Consider the following 18,303-nt stretch of genomic DNA (forward strand, 5'->3'; position numbering starts at 1 on the left):
GCATGAGCCCAACCAAACGCCCCCGCCGCCCCTCGGCGGGCGGTTACGCACGCGGCGACGAAACCCGCCAGCGAATCATCGCCGCGGCCGTGAAGCTATTCGGCGAGCATGGTTTTGCCGGCGCGTCGACACGCGACATCGCCGCTGCCGCCGGGGTCAACGCGCCAGCGTTGCAGTACTACTTCGAAAACAAAGAAGGCGTGTATCACGCCTGCGTCGAATACGTTACCAACGATCTCAGGGACCGCTTCGCACCGGCCATGCAGAAAGCCAATGACGCATTGAAAAACCAGGGCGACATGGACGCGCTGATCGACGCGTTCATCGGTATCCAGGAAGTGACTTTGGACAGTGTGCTTTTGAAATCGCATACGTCGAAAAGAAGACTCTTCGTTGCGCGAGAGCTGGGCGACGAAGAAGCCGATGTCGCCTCCAAACTACTGCACCGACGATTAAAGCAGCCACTGAACAAGGTCACGCTGGCGTTGCTCTCGCGCATTACCGGAGCCATGCTCACGCTCAAAGGCCAGATCATGCCGTTCTACCACCCTCCAGGCGCCTGCCTCGATGTGCTCGGATGGAAAGAGATCGATGCGGCGAAAGGTGCTTTGCTGAAGGCCAACGTGCTGGAACAGACCCGCACCTTGCTCAATAGCTGGCGTGCGGCATAGGCCACACGCCCTCGGCTTAAGTGTCCATCCTGTGACCTGTTGATCGGTTGAGGCCACCACCCAAGGCAGACCTCGCGAACTAGCTAAGCGATTGATAAGTAGCCTGTGTTTTCGCTTGATCAGGGATGCCTTGGCGCTGACTGCTGACAAGACGTTGGCAGCAGGCCTCTTCTATAACGTCTCTTTACGAAGCTCACCGAGATCGAAAGGGACCTGCCATGAAGTTCGCCTCCACCCGGATCATTGTTCGAGATATCAAAGCTGTCGTCGGTTTTTATGAAAAGCTGACTGATCAAAAAGCGGAGTGGCTTGCGCCCGTATTCGCCGAGATCGTGACACCAGGCGCCACGCTAGCGATAGGCAGCGCTGAAACCGTCGCCCTTTTCAAAGAGGGCACGATTGAGCCGGCAGCTAACCGCACGGCCATCATCGAATTTCAGGTCGACAATGTGGAACAGGAGTTCACCCGACTCAAAGACCAGCTGGAGGTAGTCCTTGAACCGAAGATGATGCCATGGGGCAACCTCGTGGCACAGTTTCGCGATCCTGAAGGCACTATCGTGGGCCTGTATACGCCGATATCCGAAGCGGCCAAGCAACGATTTGCTTCGCGTTAATCAGGCGCCCCTGACCGGCATGAATGCGCAACACTAGGCGCAGGACCGCCTTGCCACTTGGCCGCAGAGTTACCGGCGTACACTCTTTAGGCTTCATGCCCTGCCCCGCAAGCGCTTGACCCAGCCCAAGGGGAAATATTGGACAATCCGCCGAGTGGATAAGCAAGCCATGGGCTATGGCTACTGGCTTTATATTCAATCACTTGATCCCTCCGGGGCATGACGTAGCGCACCAACCGAAACAGCTCTTCGTGGTCGCTGGAACTCAATATGACTCTCCCAGAATTAATATTTTCGTCACCAGAAATTCACGCATTGCAACGTCGCTATCGCGAGGTGCGCGAATACAGTCTGGCGCTGGCAGCCCCCTTGTCCGACGAGGATCAATGCATCCAGTCCATGGCCGAGACGAGTCCGACCAAGTGGCATCTCGCGCATACCACCTGGTTTTTTGAAACGCTGTTATTGCAATGCCACGCTCAGGGTTACCAGGTATTCAACCCTCGCTTCGAATATCTGTTCAATTCGTACTATGACGCGCTGGGGCCTCGCCACCCACGCTCGCAACGCGGCCTGTTGACGCGGCCAGCACGGCAGGAGGTGCATGCTTATCGGCGCTATGTCGATCACGCCGTGCTGAGCCTGATGAGCCAGGCCGATACGAAATTATGGGCCGACATCGAGCCGATCATCACGCTCGGCCTTCAGCATGAGCAACAACATCAGGAGTTGATCCTGACGGATATGCTTCATGCCTTGTCGTGCAATCCCCTGCAACCGGCCTATCGGGCAAGCAACACCCAGCTACCAACTCAAGCCATGCAGACAAACCCAATGCACTGGATCGAGCTTGCCGGTGGCGCTGTCGACATCGGCCACGACAACAGCGATGGCAGTTTTGGGTTTGACAATGAAGGCCCACGCCACAAGGTTCTTCTTCGCCCCTATGCGATCAGCGACCGACTGGTCACCTGCGGCGACTATGCTCAGTTCGTTGCCGCAAACGGCTATCTGCGCGCCGACCCCTGGTTGTCGGACGGCTGGGCCATCGTGCAGGCCCAGGGTTGGCGACACCCCGCCTACTGGCTGCCACCTAACGACCCACGACTGTTTCATCTGGGCGAGGCGGCGCATCAGTGGCATGTGTTCGGGCTGGACGGGCTCCAGCCGCTGGATCCGAACGCACCGGTATCGCAGCTGAGCTTTTACGAGGCGGCGGCTTACGCCCAATGGGTAGGCGCAAGACTGCCTACCGAATTTGAATGGGAAGCCGCCTTCGCTGCGCCAGGTATCTCGCAGATGACCGGGCATGTATGGCAATGGACGCGATCTTCCTACGACCCGTATCCAGGCTTCAAACCGCTAGCCGGCGTAGCCTCGGAATACAACGGCAAATTCATGGTCGGCCAGTTGGTGCTTCGCGGTGGCAGCGCCGCAACACCGGCGGGCCATACGCGTTCGACCTACCGAAATTTCTTTCCACCGTCCGCGCGTTGGCAGCTCTCAGGCCTACGCCTAGCTCGTGACCTATAAAATGAAAAATTCCATTTCTGCCAATGCCCTGCCACGCCTGGACTCCGACGTCGCAACCTCGGAGTTCGCCCGCGACTTGCGTAACGGGCTAGCTCAGAGCCCGCGCAGCATCCCACCCAAATACTTTTACGACGCGGCGGGCTCGGAACTGTTTGATCGTATTTGCGAGCTGCCGGAGTACTACCTGACGCGAACCGAGCAAATGATTCTGTCCGAGCACGCCGCGGAGATCGCCGAGTGGATCGGCCCGAATGCGGAGATCATCGAGTTCGGTGCCGGATCGCTTAAAAAAATTCAGACCTTGCTGGATGCCTTTGACGATGAGCAGTCGCCCGCGCGATATCTTCCGATCGACATCTCAGGCGAACATATCGCCAGCGCGGCGAAACAGCTGAGAGCGCGTTACCCGCACCTGCTGATTCAACCGATCATCGGAGACTACACCGCGCCACTTAGCTTGCCGACCGCCGATGCGCGCATCGGGCAACGCGTGGGTTTCTTTCCCGGCTCCACGCTCGGCAACTTTCATCCCGATGAAGCGCTTGCATTTCTGCGTTCGGCCGCTGCCATGCTGCGTGGCGGCAGTTTGCTGATCGGCATCGATCTCATTAAAGATCCAGCCACGCTTCATGCCGCTTATAACGATAGCCAGGGTGTTACGGCAGCCTTCAACTTGAATGTTCTGCGCCGGGCGAACAACGAGCTTGGCGCCGACTTCAGCGTCGATGCGTTCCACCATCACGCGATCTACCACCCTGTACATCAACGCATCGAAATGCACTTGATCAGTCGGCGTGAGCAAACCGTCCATATCGATGGCCAGCGCTTTTTATTCAGTGAAGGCCAGACGATTCATACCGAGAGCTCTTACAAGTACAGCATCGATGGTTTTCGGTCGCTGGCCATGAAAGTAGGTTTTCGACCAGGCCCGGTCTGGACCGATCCGCAACGCCTGTTCAGCGTGCACTGGCTGCATGCGCCGGCGTAGTGGAACCGCCAGCAATCGGGCCACGCCCAGCGCAATCAGGCCAGGCGGGTACCGTTAGGTACAGCGCGCTCGATCGCCGTCACCACCACACCGTCATCGGTCGGAAAGCCGGTCAGCAAGAACTGGGAGCGGAATGGACCGATCTGCTTTTCGGGAAAATTGATAATGCCGACGATTTGCCGGCCCAGCAAATCTTCGGCGCGATACAAAGCGGCAATCTGTGCGCTGGTTTTCTTTTCGCCATAGGGGCCGAAATCCACCCATACTTTCCAGGCCGGTTTGCGTGCCTCGGGGAACGGCTCCACCCGTACCACGGTGCCAGCGACGATCACGACTTTCTCGAAATCGGCCCAGCTGATCTCGGCCTGGCCTTGTGCTTGCGTCTCGCTCATCCTTCCAACCTCGTCTTGAACCAGTCCTTGCCTTGCTGCCACCAGTAGCTGGCCTGCGCGGCGACATAACCGGCCGGCCGATGCGTATGGGCCAGGCCGTAAGGGGCGAAGGCCTTCCAGCCGTCATCGCCATCGGCCAGTGCCGCAGCGAGCAGACCACCGGCGGCGCAGGTCGGCGCCAAACCATGGCCGCCAAAGGCCTGCGCCCACCACAAACCATCGCCACTGCCGCCGATCTGCGGCATTTGATGGGTGGCATAACTCATCAGACCCGACCAGGCGTAGTCTATTTTTACGCCTTTCAACTGCGGAAACACCCGCAATAAGTCATGCATCAGTACATGCTGGACCGCGCGCGGGGAGCGATTGCGTATGGAGATGCGCCCACCCCATAGCAAGCGCGTATCGGGCAAGCCGCGGTAGTAGTCGAAAGCAAAACGCGTGTCGTACACCGCCGCCTGCGTTTGCAGGCATTCGTTGAGCCGGTCGTGCAGTGGCTCGGTCACCATCACATACGTGGCGATGGGCAAGATGGCACGGTCGATCCGTGGCTGCAGCCCGGCAAGATAACCGCCACAGGCCAGCACCACCTGATCGGCCAGCACCTCGCCTTGCGGCGCACTGATACACCAGCGCCGGCCTTCACGGCGCAGGCGCCAGACATCGCTGTTTTCATGGATACGCACACCCTGCCCGCTTGCCGCTGCCGCCAGGCCGATGGCGAAATTGAGCGGATGCAGGTGCAACGCATCGCGCTCATACAAGCCATCGTAATAGCGCTCGCTGCGAATCTTTTCGCGCAGTTCTTCTTGCGGTATCCAATCCCAATAGGCAGCGTAGTGCTCGGCCAGCAAGGATTGCCGCCGCCGCAATACCGATGGATCGCGAAACCGGTTCGCCCAGATCACCCCTTTGTCGACCAGCTCGCAGGGGATCGCATAACGCGCTACTTGCTGGCGAATACGCTCGACCGCTGCGCTGGTCAGCCCGAACATCGCTTTCGCCTGCAGTGCTCCGCGCTGATCGAGCAAGTCTTGCTCACCCAGCGAATAACCGGCAAAAACGAAACCGCCATTGCGGCCCGAGGCGCCAAAGCCGATTTGTTCGCGCTCCAGCAGCACGACATCGCGCACGCCGCGTTCGGCTAACCCGAGCGCCGTCTGCAGCCCGGCATAGCCACCGCCGATGATGGCAATAGCTGCCTCGGTACGGCCTTGTAAAGGCGCATACGCTTCATACGGTGTCGCCGTAGCGCGGTAATACGATGGAACCGGTGGCTGTTTCATGGGCGTGTCAGTAGTGCCTCACGGATCAGACTAGCAAGCATAGGTTAGAAACGCGCCTTGCGCGCCGTGACAGAATCTTTCCCATCACGATCTCGTGGTGAGATGCAGCACCGAAGCTTTTCGCTTAGAAGGCGCTGGCCCGAACAGATTACTCGACCAGGCTCACCCCAAGCGGGCGTTGATCGCTACGACCGCGATCATCCACCACGCGCAGTTCGTAATTGCCTGCCGTCGGCGGCTGCCAAAACAGTAATTCGCCGGGGGTACTGCGACCGATATAAGCATCGTTGACGAACCAGTACAGCTCACGCACCGATGCATCGCTGTTTGCACTGAAGGCTATGCGATCTTCGCCCTTTTGCTTCAAGCGCATGGTGTAGATGCTGCCGCGCAGCGGTGAGGTAATCCGCGGCGGATCGCCATCGGCGACACCACTGTCATCGCAGGCATCGTTATGCGGCGGCAAGCGGCGCGGCATACCCGCTTGCGCAAAAACCCGCTGCAACTCGGAGGGCCAGAATTCGTAGATCTCGGTATGCGTACGCTTGCCCGCATAAGGCGGACACGCGGGCTTGCCGGTAGCTTCGTCAATCACCACCGGCCGGTGTACCTGGCTGACCCGGATCGGTGACTTACCAGGAATGAACCAGGTCCAGCCGGTCTGTGGACACCATTGGTTCGGCAGCTCACCGCTGGCCAGGCAAACCTGCACACGCTTCAGGTTGGCCGGCATATGGCGTACCGGCTCGGCCAGGTTGGGCTGTTCGGCGTGGATCGCGTCAACGATTTGAAAAAACAGCGGCGCCGCCGCTTCGACACCGACAAAGGCCGGGTTGCCGCCGCCATCGAAATTGCCGACCCAGACCACCAGTACGTACGGGCCGAAACCGCCGGCGGTCCAGGCATCGTGGAAACCCCATGAGGTGCCGGTTTTCCAGTACACCGGCAAACGCGACGGTTGCGCACCGGTGGTTTCATCGGGGCGCGGGTTCTGCAACAACATGTCTTTGACCATGTAGCTCGCCTCGTCGCTCAGCAAGCGCGTGCCGCGTGTCTGCGGCTCATCGGCGAGCAAGCGCAGCGGCTTCAGTTCGCCGCGATTGGCGAGCATGGCGTAAAGCCCGGCCAGCTCCTGCATGGTGACCTCGCCACCACCGAGCACCAAGGCCAGGCCGTAGTGTTTTTCGCTGGCCATGCGGCTGATGCCGGCATCGCGCAGAAACTGATAAAAGCTCGGTTGTTGCAGCTGCGAGGCCACCCATACCGCGGGAATATTGCGGCTGCGAATCAACGCTGCCGTCGCGGTAACCGGGCCGAGGAAATGGCCGTCGAAATTCTCTGGCGTGTAAGGACCAAACGAGGTCGGTACATCGCGCAGCACCGTCTGCGGATGCAAGACACCTTGATCGAAACCGAGCGCATAGATAAAGGGTTTTAGCGTGGAACCTGGCGAACGCTTGGCCAGGGTGCCGTTTACCTGGCCCTGGATGCTGGCATCGGCATAGTTGGCCGAGCCCACCATTGCCTTTACCCCCATATCGCGCGTATCGACCAGGATAGCCGCCACGTTACGGATACCGCGGGCGCTATTGCGTTCGATGTAGCGGCCAACCTGCCGTTCAAGATTGCGTTGCAGGTCTAGATCCAGCGTGGTGGTGACACGGCTATCACTAGCCGTCGTGTCCGAAGCGGTGATCCGGCGAGCCGCCAGTACTTGCTCGACGGCATGTGGCGCATCGAACGGCAGCTGCGATAACGGGCGCAGGTTCAAAGGCAATTTGAACAATGGCTGCAAAGCCACGTCTTGCGGATGCCGATGTGTCCAGCGCGCATAAAGCCGGTTACGCGATTCGCTCAAGCGCGGATTGATGACATCCAGCGAGGCGCTGTCGTCATCGGGTGTGCTGGTATCGCCAGCAGGCATTGATGCTGGCGCGGGTTGCGCCGGGGCACGCAGGCGCCGGGTCGGATCTTGCGGGATCACTGCCAAGGTCAGCGCTTCAGGCAAGCTCAATGCGTTCGCTGATTTGTTGAAATAGGCCAGGCTGGCGGCGCCGACACCTTCGACATTGCGGCCGTAAGGCGCGTAGTTGAGATAAGCCTCAAGAATCTGCCGCTTCGAATAAAACAGCTCCAGTTGCACCGCTCGGCCGAGCTGACGCAACTTGCCCATCGGGGTGCGTGTATTGAGCCGCCACAACAGGCGCGCCAGCTGCATGGTGACGGTAGAACCACCTTGTGGGTTGCCATGCCGAACATAGGTCACCCACGCGCCACGCGCCAATCCATAAGGATTGAAACCGGGGTGCCAGCGGTACCAGTCGTCCTCGTGCAGCAGCACGCCCTCGACCAGCTGCGGCGAGATATCTTTCAGCGGCACCCATAAGCGATAGCGGTCATCGCTGGCCAGGGTCAAGCGCAGCAGGCGGCCGCGGGTGTCGTAGACCGCCGTAGACGACGGCAGCCAATCGCGCAAAGGCTGGTGCGGCCAGACCCGCAAACCTACCAGCACGGCAGCCAGCAAAACGGCGCCGACCAGCCAGTTTTGCCAGCGATGCAGCCAGCGAATAAACAAGGCAAGGAGTTTCATGGATAGGGTTCTAGCAGCAAGCCGCCGCTCGCCGCCCTCTCCCCGGCAGGGGGAAAGGGCAGCGATCAAGCTTACGGCTTGCGCACCACGGTCAAGCTGCCGCCGCCCGGCGCACGTGCCTGGACGCGACGGTCGTACAGCGATTCACCGAACGCAGGCGGCACGATGAATTTGCCGGCATTGGTCGCCTTGATGCGATAGACGAACTCAGCCACATCTGGACTCGCCATGCCGTAGAGCACCACACGATCCTCGCGGATATCGGCGTATCGCAGTTTCCAGGTGGAAGTACCCAGGCCGATCGGCGAACGCCAGGCGCTTGCCGCAACCGTGCTATCGCCACCTTCGTCGTGCTGCTCGCTGCCGTCGTCCTGATGATCGGTGACCACCGGTGCCGGCTCGATCACCGGCTCAAAACCACCCGGCAGCAGGTCGACGATGGCGACATCGTCGACCTCGCCGTCGGTCGCGCGGATTTTCACGTGGACGTCGATCTCTTCACCGATGGTTACCTGATCCAGCTTCTTGCCATTCGTATCGGTGTAATCACGCGTGATTTCGACACCCTCGCGCAGGGCTTTGCTCGGTGCATCGCGATCGTAGCCACCCTGGCTCGCCACGAACCACGCAGGCAGGTTGCTGCCGTTGGTAAAGCGCAGGCGAGCGGTCTGGTCGTCCCAGGTCGCGCTCTGCACCATACCTTCGGGCTTGCCGACCGGAACCACGCTGCCGTCCTTGATCTTCACCGCGCCAATACCCAGCAATGCGGTGTTATCCGGGGCCTGGGTGGCATAGGCATCCAAGGCCAAGACCGTCATGGACGATGACAAGGTGTTGAAGTTGCCGCGTTGCAGTGGGCCGACGATGTTGTTCAACGCTTCGGGCGGCAGTGCCTTGACCCGTTCCGGGAAGTGCTTGGCCAGCAGGTACAGCACCGTCGCGTCGCGCACCAGCGGATCGTAATAGTAGTCGTACTGCCAATCGCGACCGTTATCGCTGCGGGTAAGCAGTTTTTGCGGACCGGCGATCAAGTCGCTGGCCTGCTTGTCCTGCTTGAGCAACTGATACGAGGCAGCCAACCAGGCAGCGGCGAGATCGTTCTTCCACTCCTTCGCATAGCCTTCCTGCAGGCGCTTCTGCACCGCAGCCAGATAGTTGGTGGTGACGTTACCCTGGCGCGTCAGCAAGTACACCGCATAAGCACGCTGGCGCAAGCTTTTCAGCGAGTCCGCACCCTCGTCCGCCGCAATCTGTTTCAGGTAGGTATTGCCGGCGTCGAACATATCGCGCGGCACGCTCATATTGCGGTCGCGGGCCTCCAGCATAAAATGCATGGCGTAGTTGCTGAGGAAAGCATCGCCATCGGGCGTAGCCGACCACAAGCCAAAACCGCCCTGCCCGTTCTGCCGCGTATGCAGCACATCGAACAAGCTGGTCAGTGCATCGGCTTCGGTCGGGCTACTGCTGACTTCCGAGACTGCGGCAAACGACGATTTCAGCACACGCTTGAACTCCGGCCGTTGTCCGAAGATCAACGCCGGCATGGCGCGGCTAAGCACCTGCTCGGTGCAGTAGTGCTGAAAATCAGCCAGGTATGCGGTCAAACCCTGTGCCAACACCAGCGGCAGGCTGGAGATCGACACATCGCGTTTGGCATAGGCGTCGTACATCTTGCGCAGATCCGGCAGGTCAGCCTTGCCATTCGCCTCGACCCGGCCCACGCTGACCGTAGTGCGGAAGGTCGCTGCCGGGCGCACCGAAAGATCGACGCTTTGCTTGGCTGACTTGTCGCCATAGCCGGCGGTAAAGGTCAGATTGGCCGAACCCAGCACATCGGTAGCCTTGAGCCGGAACAGCGCCACGCCTTCGCGCATTTCACCCAGGCTGAGGCTTTGGCTGGCATTGCCGACCATTTGCAACTGCGGCCCAGTCTTCAACGACACCGCGACCGGTACCTGCTTGCCGCCCAGACCAGTGAGATTGTTGGCCACGCCGACGCTGACCTCTACCTCGTCGCCGGGCGCCAGTGTGGTCGGCACGTTGGGCGACAAGACGAAATCGCCGCGTACCGTCGTGGCCCCTTCGTAGGTGCCAATACGATCCGGTGCCACCGATACTGCCATGACGCGCAGCTTGCCGTTGAAATAGTCCGGCACTTTGTAGGTCAGGTCTTTCTCGCCATCCACGTCGACGATGCCGGACCAGTAAGCCACAGGTTTGTCGCGCTTACGCTTGAACGGGTTCAACTGACGGCCAATCGCCCCATCGGCATCGCCGCCCGGTGCTGCCATCGCCATCAGTTTTTCGAAGTCCGGCAAGATCAGATCGAGGATCTGCGAGGTGTTGACCTCCAGCATTCGCTTGCGGAAAAAGAACTTCACCGGATCGCCCAGCTTGTAGCGGGCCACTTGCAGAATGCCTTCGTCCACCACGAACACGACGGCCTTGGTCGGCTGCGGCGAACTGAGCTTGAAGGTCACCGTGTCACCGGGTTTCACCAGCGCGGGCGATGCCACCGTGATCGGATTGCGCCGCGCATCCAGATTCACCGAGAACGGCACCACGCCATAGCTCAGCGGGCTCATGAAGATCTCGTCCGAAGACGGATCGCGGATGTACTGCACGTTGATATAGCCGTTGCCTTCGAAATCGGCCGGCACGGTAATGTGTTGCACCGAGCTTGTGGTATCGGCATGGAACCAGGCGTGCGCATAGACCTTGTCGCGCTCGATGGTGATCAAACCGCTACCCGCATACGGTGCGTGCACCGCGATCTCCACCGCCTCGCCCTGCTTGTAATCCTGCTTGCTTAGATTGAGGTGCAGCTCGGCATTGCGATCCAGCGAACGCGACACATTGGCGGCACCGGCCACCGAGTATTCGACCCGATTCACTTCCGTGCGATCCATGCGCCGGATCACCACGGCATAGTTGCCTGGCTTATCGGTCGGCAAGCTGTAATCCATACCGCCCGCAGCGATGTTCAACGGCTGCTCGCTGATCGGCACTTCCTTGAGCTTGGACTCGTACTTATAGACGCCCGAATTTTGTTTGGTCAGCACCGAGATATAGCGACGTTCGATCAACTGGGCTTTCAAGTCCTTCAGTTCGATCGACTTGGCCTGATGATCGATCGCCACCAGGTGCACGCTGCGGCTGGCGCCGCGACTGACGTAGTCGAGCGCATCGGCGGCCTTGTAGCCGACCAGCCAGTCATTGCTTGAGATCAAGGTCTGCGCGGCGGCAGCCACACTGCGGCCGCCTTCGGCCTCGTAGGCCTTGCTGAGGAAGTACAGCTGATAGGTGGCATCCGCGTACTTTTTCAGGTCGAGCGCAAACTCGGCGTGACCTTTTTCATCGGTCTTGCCGTCTTGCAAGGCTTCTTCGTAACCCTCTTTGGCGCGGCGAACATCGTAGAAGTGATACGACGGCCAGCTGCGGAACTCCGGCCACGCGGGACGCAAGGTCAGCGAGGCTTCGACACGGCGATCCGCCGCCGGTGTGCCGAACAGGTTCTGCACATCGACGATGCCCTTGAGCTGATCGGGCTTGACCCAGCCTTCGGCGACTTGCTCCGAGAGCTTGGCATCGACCTTCCTGCGATCGGGCAAGAACTCCTTCACCTGCACCGTCGTGCTGCCAATCTGTGCACCGGACTTGCCGTCTTTGACGATATGCAAGTTCACCGTCCAGGTGCCGGTAGGCGCGGTTTCCGCCGGGGCGTAGGACAACTCACCGAAGCCGGACGGATCCATCGACAGCGGCACTTGCTTCACCATCACACCGCGCGGGTCGATGATTTCCGCCTGCAATGGAATGCCGGCGACGCTGTGGGTCCAACTGGCCGCGCGCACGATAAGACCGATATTAAAGGTATCGCCCGGGCGATAAATGCCCCGGTCAGAGAACAGATAGCTGGAAAGCTGGCCTTGGCTCGAGGCGTTGCGCTCTCCGCCGATATCGAAACGCGAATAGTCCAGCTGGCGGTCATAGCCATTGATCGGCAGGAAGGACAAATCGTCAGCCTTCTTCACCACATACAGCGTCGGGCGTTTGTCGCGCTCAAGACCCTTGAAGGTGGGGAAGTGCACCATGCCATCGGCGCTTGTCGTTTCGCTATAAAGCGTTTGCCCATTCAAGGCGAGCACGGACACACTGGCGCCGGCCACCGGCTGGCCATTGCGGATCGACTGCACAAACACATCTTGGCTGCCATCCAGTGCGCGCTTGACCAACATGCCGAGATCGGTGATGACGACCAGACGGGTATCGCCGGCGACTTGTGAATCACTATCGGTGTTATCGGCGTTGTTGCCGCTGTCATCGCCCTCGGCCATATCGCCTTCGCCTTCAGCCGTCTGTGCCTGATCGGCGGCATTGGTCGGCGCAGCGCCTTCCTGTTCGTCGGCCTCGGCCTTGGCGGCGGCTTTGGCGCGCTTGGCCTCGGCAGCCGGGTTGTAGCTCGACAGGTGCAGCAAGAACACGCCGCGCTTGCCTTCTTTCAGGTACTGACCGAGATCGACACCCTCGTAATGAGCCTTGCCCGGATCGCCCTTGGGGAAACCACGGGTTTGCTCGAAACGGTCGGTAATGTGATCTTCGCTGAAGCCGTAGCTCAACTCCGGGCGAGCGTAGTTGCCATTGTTCAAGCTCACCAGATGCTGCAACTGATCGGGCAAGACGCGGCCGATCTCGACCTTCATGCCGGGCAAGTTGCGCGATACCACCGAGACACGTTTGCTGCCGCTCATCGACAACAGCGAACCGTCTGCCATAAAGCGCAGCAGCTTCGGATAATCGGGCACGGTAACCAAGGTGGCGCGCGGCTCACCCAAAATATAACCACCGAACGATTTCAGCCCTTTCTCGACCCGCACATAGAGTTGCTGACCAGGCTCGGCGTGGTATTTGAAGCTTTGCAGCGCCGCGTAATCACCTTCGGTCGGCACCAGCTCCAGCTTCAGTGGCTGAGACTTGCGCAACACCTCCTCGCTGACCTTAGAGGCCGGCCAGCTATACGGCGCCTCGTCATCGTCTTGCTTCACTTCGGGGTTGCGCTTGGGCAGCACCCAGGCCTTGGTCAGCCCAGCCAGCTCGCTGTCGTGCACCGCACCGCTGACATTGACTACCAGCACCTGCTCGGGCTCGTACTTGTCGTTATCGACCAGGGTCGGGTCAATGCTTTGGATGGCCAAACTGTATAGGCCGGGCACCGCTATGCTGGCCTCGATCGGCTTGTCGGTGGCGTCGCCCCCACGCGAGCTGCGTACGCCTTTGCCAATGCTGTATCGCACTGAGCCGTCATCGCGCGGCAAGGCGAGAGGCTGCGAGTGAATCCATGCATTCAATTTGTACTGATCGTAGGTAACCGTGAACTTCAGCGAGCTGTCTTTGGCTCCGCGCTGGGATAGCGACAGCTCGATCTGCTTTTCAAACTGCGCCGGATCCACCGGGTAGTTGAATGCCACCGGCAGAATGGTTTTCTTCGCGGTAGCGTCTTGCGGATCTTGATAGAACTCGCCGCTGCCGGGCTTCGCCGTAAAGGCGACCGTATCGAAGGTGAATTGATCCTCAGCCATCAACACGTGGCCGGCAAAGGCCTTGGCGACGTCGAAACGAACCTCGTAGTGCTTGCCGACGGGCCAGTCTTCCGCGGGTACGAAGCGCAAAGTGCGGTCATCCAGCCAGCTCCACTGCCCTTTGACGGCCGGCTGTACGGCAATACCCGTGGTCACCGGCTTGCCGACCAGTTCAATCGGCGCCGCCGATTGCGAAAACTTGACCTGCAAGGGATGGATGGTGATGGGCTGCACGGTGTAATCCGTCAGCTCGGGGCGCTGCACCTGGAAGGTAATGCGCTGCGGCTCGACCGGCTTGGGGCGGTTCTTGTACCACTGCCAACCAAACCAGCCACCGGCCGCCAGCGCCAAGACGGCCACCAAAACCCCCGCGGCGTGTAGCGGGCGTCGACGAACCAGGGCTCCAGTCGCCGGCATCCACTGGGGCGCCGACCAGGAAACATGACCGATCAACGGCCGGAGGATTAGCGCGACCAGGTAAAGAAGGCCGTGTACCAGCCGTACCGGCAACATGAGCAGAAACCGCAACAGATCCATGATGATTCCTGACTATCGTCCAATGAAGAGAGACGGCACCATGCCGGCCCTGGGTCTATCAATGATGGGCTATGAAACCTGAGACTTCGATTGGTACGCATTGACACGCCCCGTTTGCACGGGACGCGGGATACATAGGCTCAATCGATTTCCCCATCCGCATACTGCCTGCTAAACATGGCAGAACGCGGCGCTGATTCTGACATGTTGCGAAGGCAACTTCAGTGGCGTTCGCTTATCGGCCTCGCGGGAAGCCCCACGGGCCGCGACAGCCGCCCTTGCCTTATGGACTGCGGCGGGCGGCGTCCAGCCAATGGCTTTACAGGTTGGCGAGGAACTCGCGCACGGTCGGCGCCAGCTTGGGATCCTGCATCGCCATATGCATGGTGGCGCGGACCAGCCCAGCCTTGTTGCCGCAGTCGAAGCGCGTGCCTTCAAAGCGGTAGGCCAGCACCTTGCCCTGCTCTTTCAATAGGGCATCAATGGCGTCGGTGAGCTGAATTTCACCACCGGCGCCGGGTGTGGTCTGCTCCAACAGCTCGAAGATGCGTCCCGGCAGCACGTAGCGCCCGACCACGGCGAGGTTGGAGGGTGCATCTGCGGGCTTGGGCTTTTCCACCATGTGGCGGATTTGCGCACTACGTGCGTCGATCGGAGTGGCGTCGACGATGCCGTATTTATCGGTCTCGTTATGCGGTACTTCCTCTACCGCGATGACTCCGGCCTGCTGAGCCTGGGCCAGCTCGGCCATCTGCCGCAGTGCGCCCTTGCCCTGGGCCCAGATCAAATCGTCCGGCAAAACCACGCCAAACGGCTCGTCGCCAACCACCGGCTTGGCGCAGAGCACGGCATGGCCCAGGCCAAGCGCCTCGGGCTGGGTGACGAAAATGGCGCGAACATGCCGCGGCAAGGTGCCCTGCACCAGCGCGAGTAATTCATCCTTGCCCTTTTCTTGCAGCTTGGACTCGAGCTCGTAGGCTTTATCGAAATAGTCGGCGATGGCGTGCTTATAGCGGTTGGTGACGAAGATCAATGTATCGGCACCGGCATCTACCGCTTCGTCGACCGCGTATTGAATCAGCGGGCGATCCAGTACGGGAAGCATTTCCTTGGCAACCACCTTGGTGGCCGGCAAAAAACGGGTACCGAGACCGGCAACAGGGAAAACCACCTTGCGCAAGGGCTTGCTCACTCACTTCTCTCCAGATTCACTGCGACGAATGGATACCACATTGCCCGGCTGCGCCGAGTCGCTCCAACGGAACGACGGCAACAAGCTGGATACGCAAGAGCGCAACCCCTCCTCGTCGAAAACAAGTGTCGCTTCACTTGCCTTCGCCAATTGGGCTTGCAGCAACTCCCACGGCACCTGCCGGTGCTGGGCCAGGAAAATCTTGGCATGCGTGGTTGCGCTGTAGTTCTCCAGCGGATGAAACAACTCTTCGAACAGCTTCTCGCCCGAACGCAAACCGGTGTAGATGATGGGAATTTCGCTGCCTGGCTTTTTGCCGGCCAGACGAATCATCTGTTCGGCCAAGTCGCGAATCTTTACCGGATCGCCCATATCGAGCGCGAAAATTTCTCCGCCGTTGCCAAGGCTGGCAGCCTGCAAGATCAACTGGCAGGCTTCGGGGATGGTCATGAAATAGCGCGACATCTCCGGATGCGTAATGGTTACCGGACCGCCGCTTTGAATCTGCCGACGGAATAGCGGCACCACCGACCCGGCTGAATCGAGCACATTGCCGAAGCGCACGGTAATGAAGTGGGTATTCGAATGCGCATTCAAATTCTGGCACCAGATTTCAGCGACGCGCTTGCAGGCGCCCATCACACTGGTCGGGTTGACGGCCTTGTCGGTGGAGATCAAGACGAAGCACTCGACTTGATTCAGATCAGACAGATCAGCCACGTTGCGCGTAGCCAGCACGTTATTACGGAAGGCCTGACGCAATTGCCCTTGCAGCATCGGCACATGCTTATAAGCGGCGGCGTGAAAAACCACTTGCGGCTTCATCTCGCCAAACAATTTGCGCATGGCGGCATGATCGCCGCAATCGGCCAGAATGCTTTCAAAAATCAGCTCAGGATATTCGGCACGCAGTTCCTGGGTGATCTGATAAAGATTGAACTCGCTGTGATCGACCACGGCCAAGGAATGTGCGCCCAGCCTGGCGATCTGGCGGCAAAGTTCGGAACCGATCGAGCCACCGCCACCGGTCACCAACACCCGGCGGCCGGTCAGGGTTTCACGAATAGCCGTCCAGTCCAGTTCAACCGGATCACGACCGAGCAAGTCTTCAATCGCGACCTCTTTGATCTCGTTGAACTGGGCGCGGCCGGCAATGACATCTTCCAGCTTGGGTACCGTGCGGTAGGGCAGCCCGGTCAAATCGCATAATTCTACGATGCGGCGCATCTCTGCGGTCGAGGCGCTGGGCATGGCGATTAACAGCATTTGCACGGCGGCTTCACGGGTCAACTCGGGCAGTTGCTCGATCCGGCCGAGGACCAGCCTACCATTGATGCTGGCCCCGCGCAGGCTTTCCCGGTCATCCACAAAACCGACCACGCTATAGCGCTTGTCGCGCTGCAAATCGCGGGTCAAGGCCTCGCCGGCACGATCGGCGCCGACGATCAATACCCGTTGCGCACCGTCTGCAGTAAACAGGTCGAGACGGCTATCCTTCCAAAACCGGTAAGCAAGGCGCGGCGCGCCCAGCAATACCGCCAGCACCACCGGATAGATGAGCAAGACCGATCGCGGCACCTCTTCGAGGCGGTTGTATAAGAACAACACCAGGCCGATGGCCAACGCACCGATCACCGTCGCACGCAGGATGTTCCATAGATCCGGCAGGCTGGCGAAGCGCCAAACCCCTCGATACAGGCCAGTCCAGCTCAGCACCGCGGCCTGTACCAGCAGCACCAGGGGGAATTCCAGCGAGTGAAAACTGTAGGAGTGATCGCTCATCAGCGCATAGCGCAGCGTCTTGGCAATCCACCAAGCCAACGCCGCCATGAACAGGTCGTGGGTCACGACCGCTGTCCGCGGATGAATCAAGCCGATCAGTTTACGTAGTGACATGATGAGCCTTGTGCGAAACGCGCCGCAGACAGTGGCGCTTGGCGAGCGTCCATGCTGCACACGCAGCCAGGTACACAACGGCACAAATCAGAAACGCCAGACGAGGAAAAACCCACGCCAGCATTGCCAAGGGTGCAGCAACCAAAACATTCCAAGCCAAATAGCACCCACCCCCCGATGAATGCGTAAAACCACTACGAACCAGCCATTGATACAGGTGTTCGCGGTGCGCAGTGTACCAGCGCCGACCGCGCCACATCCTGTTCAATAGCGTAAGCGCAGCGTCCACCATGAAAGCTGAACTAAGGATCAGCGCCGGCCACAGCAGGTCGGTTTCGACCCGCCACAGCATGGCCGTCAGCATAAAAATCAGCAGGCCCACCGTGCCGCTGCCCACATCCCCCATGAAAATGCGAGCGCGCGGTCGGTTGTACCACCAAAAACCCAGGCTAGCCGTTGCCAGACAGGCTGCCGAGGTTGCCAACGCAGGCTGCCCGGCAGCGACACCCAGCAAGGCCAGACCCAAGCCCACAAAGATGACTTGCTGCGCCAGCAAGCCGTCGATACCGTCCATGAAATTATGCAGGTTGACGCTCCATACACCGGCAAGCAGCAACAGCGGAAGCCATAGCCACGACAAGGCTCCGACCATCATGGCCGCAGAAAACAGCAGTACCGCAAGCAATTGCACGCCCAGTCGCGGCAACACCGGTAGCGCGTGATGGTCGTCCCACCAGCCCACGGCTGCCACCAACAGGGTAGCGATGGCCGATCCAGTGACTAGAACGGACGGCCAAACACCCGGCATAGTCGCCATGGCCGACGTCATGGTGAGCACTACCGCAACGACCAAGCCTGCCCCACCGCCGCGTGGCGTGGGTATGGAATGCGAGCGGCGCTGCCCCGGCTGATCGAGCATACCGCGACGATGCGCATAGGCAATCGCCGCGCGCACTAAAAGCATAGACAGCAGCAAAGACGCCAGCATCCATGCGATGGCCTGTACGAGCTGGGACATGCTT

At 59.9% G+C, this 18,303-nt stretch carries 11 protein-coding genes; 4 read left to right on the forward strand and 7 right to left on the reverse strand.

The genetic code is table 11. The annotated features are described in order from the left end of the window. From OUZ52_RS04230 to egtD, 4 genes are all read left to right on the forward strand, one after another. Positions 1 to 671, forward strand: a 671-nt coding sequence (locus OUZ52_RS04230) for a TetR family transcriptional regulator (RefSeq protein ID WP_266157074.1), incomplete at its 5' end; no start/stop codon positions are given. Positions 672 to 889: 218 nt separating this feature from the next. Beyond that, positions 890 to 1,288, forward strand: a complete 399-nt coding sequence (locus tag OUZ52_RS04235; protein ID WP_266157075.1) for a VOC family protein — start codon at positions 890 to 892, stop codon at positions 1,286 to 1,288. 270 nt (positions 1,289 to 1,558) lie between these two features. Next, positions 1,559 to 2,821: an ergothioneine biosynthesis protein EgtB gene (gene egtB, locus OUZ52_RS04240; protein WP_266157077.1), complete on the forward strand. Its 1,263-nt coding sequence runs from the start codon at positions 1,559 to 1,561 to the stop codon at positions 2,819 to 2,821. Between the two features lies 1 nt (position 2,822). After that, complete coding sequence (egtD, locus tag OUZ52_RS04245) at positions 2,823 to 3,809, forward strand: L-histidine N(alpha)-methyltransferase (RefSeq protein WP_266157079.1); 987 nt, start codon at positions 2,823 to 2,825, stop codon at positions 3,807 to 3,809. 35 nt (positions 3,810 to 3,844) lie between these two features. On the opposite strand, the gene OUZ52_RS04250 is transcribed toward egtD, so the two are convergent. From OUZ52_RS04250 to OUZ52_RS04280, 7 genes are all read right to left on the reverse strand, one after another. Then, complete coding sequence (locus OUZ52_RS04250; protein ID WP_266157080.1) at positions 3,845 to 4,201, reverse strand: tRNA-binding protein; 357 nt, start codon at positions 4,199 to 4,201, stop codon at positions 3,845 to 3,847. Continuing rightward, positions 4,198 to 5,487, reverse strand: coding sequence for an NAD(P)/FAD-dependent oxidoreductase (locus OUZ52_RS04255; RefSeq protein WP_266157081.1), 1,290 nt, complete (start codon positions 5,485 to 5,487; stop codon positions 4,198 to 4,200). Before OUZ52_RS04255 ends, OUZ52_RS04250 begins: the two co-directional genes overlap by 4 nt. A 148-nt stretch (positions 5,488 to 5,635) precedes the next feature. Further along, positions 5,636 to 8,077, reverse strand: a complete 2,442-nt coding sequence (gene pbpC, locus OUZ52_RS04260) for a penicillin-binding protein 1C (protein WP_266157082.1) — start codon at positions 8,075 to 8,077, stop codon at positions 5,636 to 5,638. Positions 8,078 to 8,148: 71 nt separating this feature from the next. Then, positions 8,149 to 14,193, reverse strand: coding sequence for an MG2 domain-containing protein (locus OUZ52_RS04265; protein ID WP_266157083.1), 6,045 nt, complete (start codon positions 14,191 to 14,193; stop codon positions 8,149 to 8,151). Between the two features lie 319 nt (positions 14,194 to 14,512). Continuing rightward, positions 14,513 to 15,385 (reverse strand): UTP--glucose-1-phosphate uridylyltransferase GalU, encoded by an 873-nt coding sequence (gene galU, locus OUZ52_RS04270; RefSeq protein ID WP_266157084.1) that lies wholly within the window; start codon positions 15,383 to 15,385, stop codon positions 14,513 to 14,515. Further along, positions 15,386 to 17,281, reverse strand: a complete 1,896-nt coding sequence (locus tag OUZ52_RS04275; RefSeq protein WP_266157085.1) for a polysaccharide biosynthesis protein — start codon at positions 17,279 to 17,281, stop codon at positions 15,386 to 15,388. It lies immediately after the preceding gene. Beyond that, positions 17,268 to 18,299 (reverse strand): MraY family glycosyltransferase, encoded by a 1,032-nt coding sequence (locus OUZ52_RS04280; protein WP_266157086.1) that lies wholly within the window; start codon positions 18,297 to 18,299, stop codon positions 17,268 to 17,270. The genes OUZ52_RS04275 and OUZ52_RS04280 overlap by 14 nt, the downstream gene beginning before the upstream one ends. Positions 18,300 to 18,303: the final 4 nt, after the last annotated feature.

The sequence above is a fragment of the Dyella silvatica genome (genome assembly GCF_026283955.1).
Lineage (GTDB): Bacteria > Pseudomonadota > Gammaproteobacteria > Xanthomonadales > Rhodanobacteraceae > Dyella_C > Dyella_C silvatica.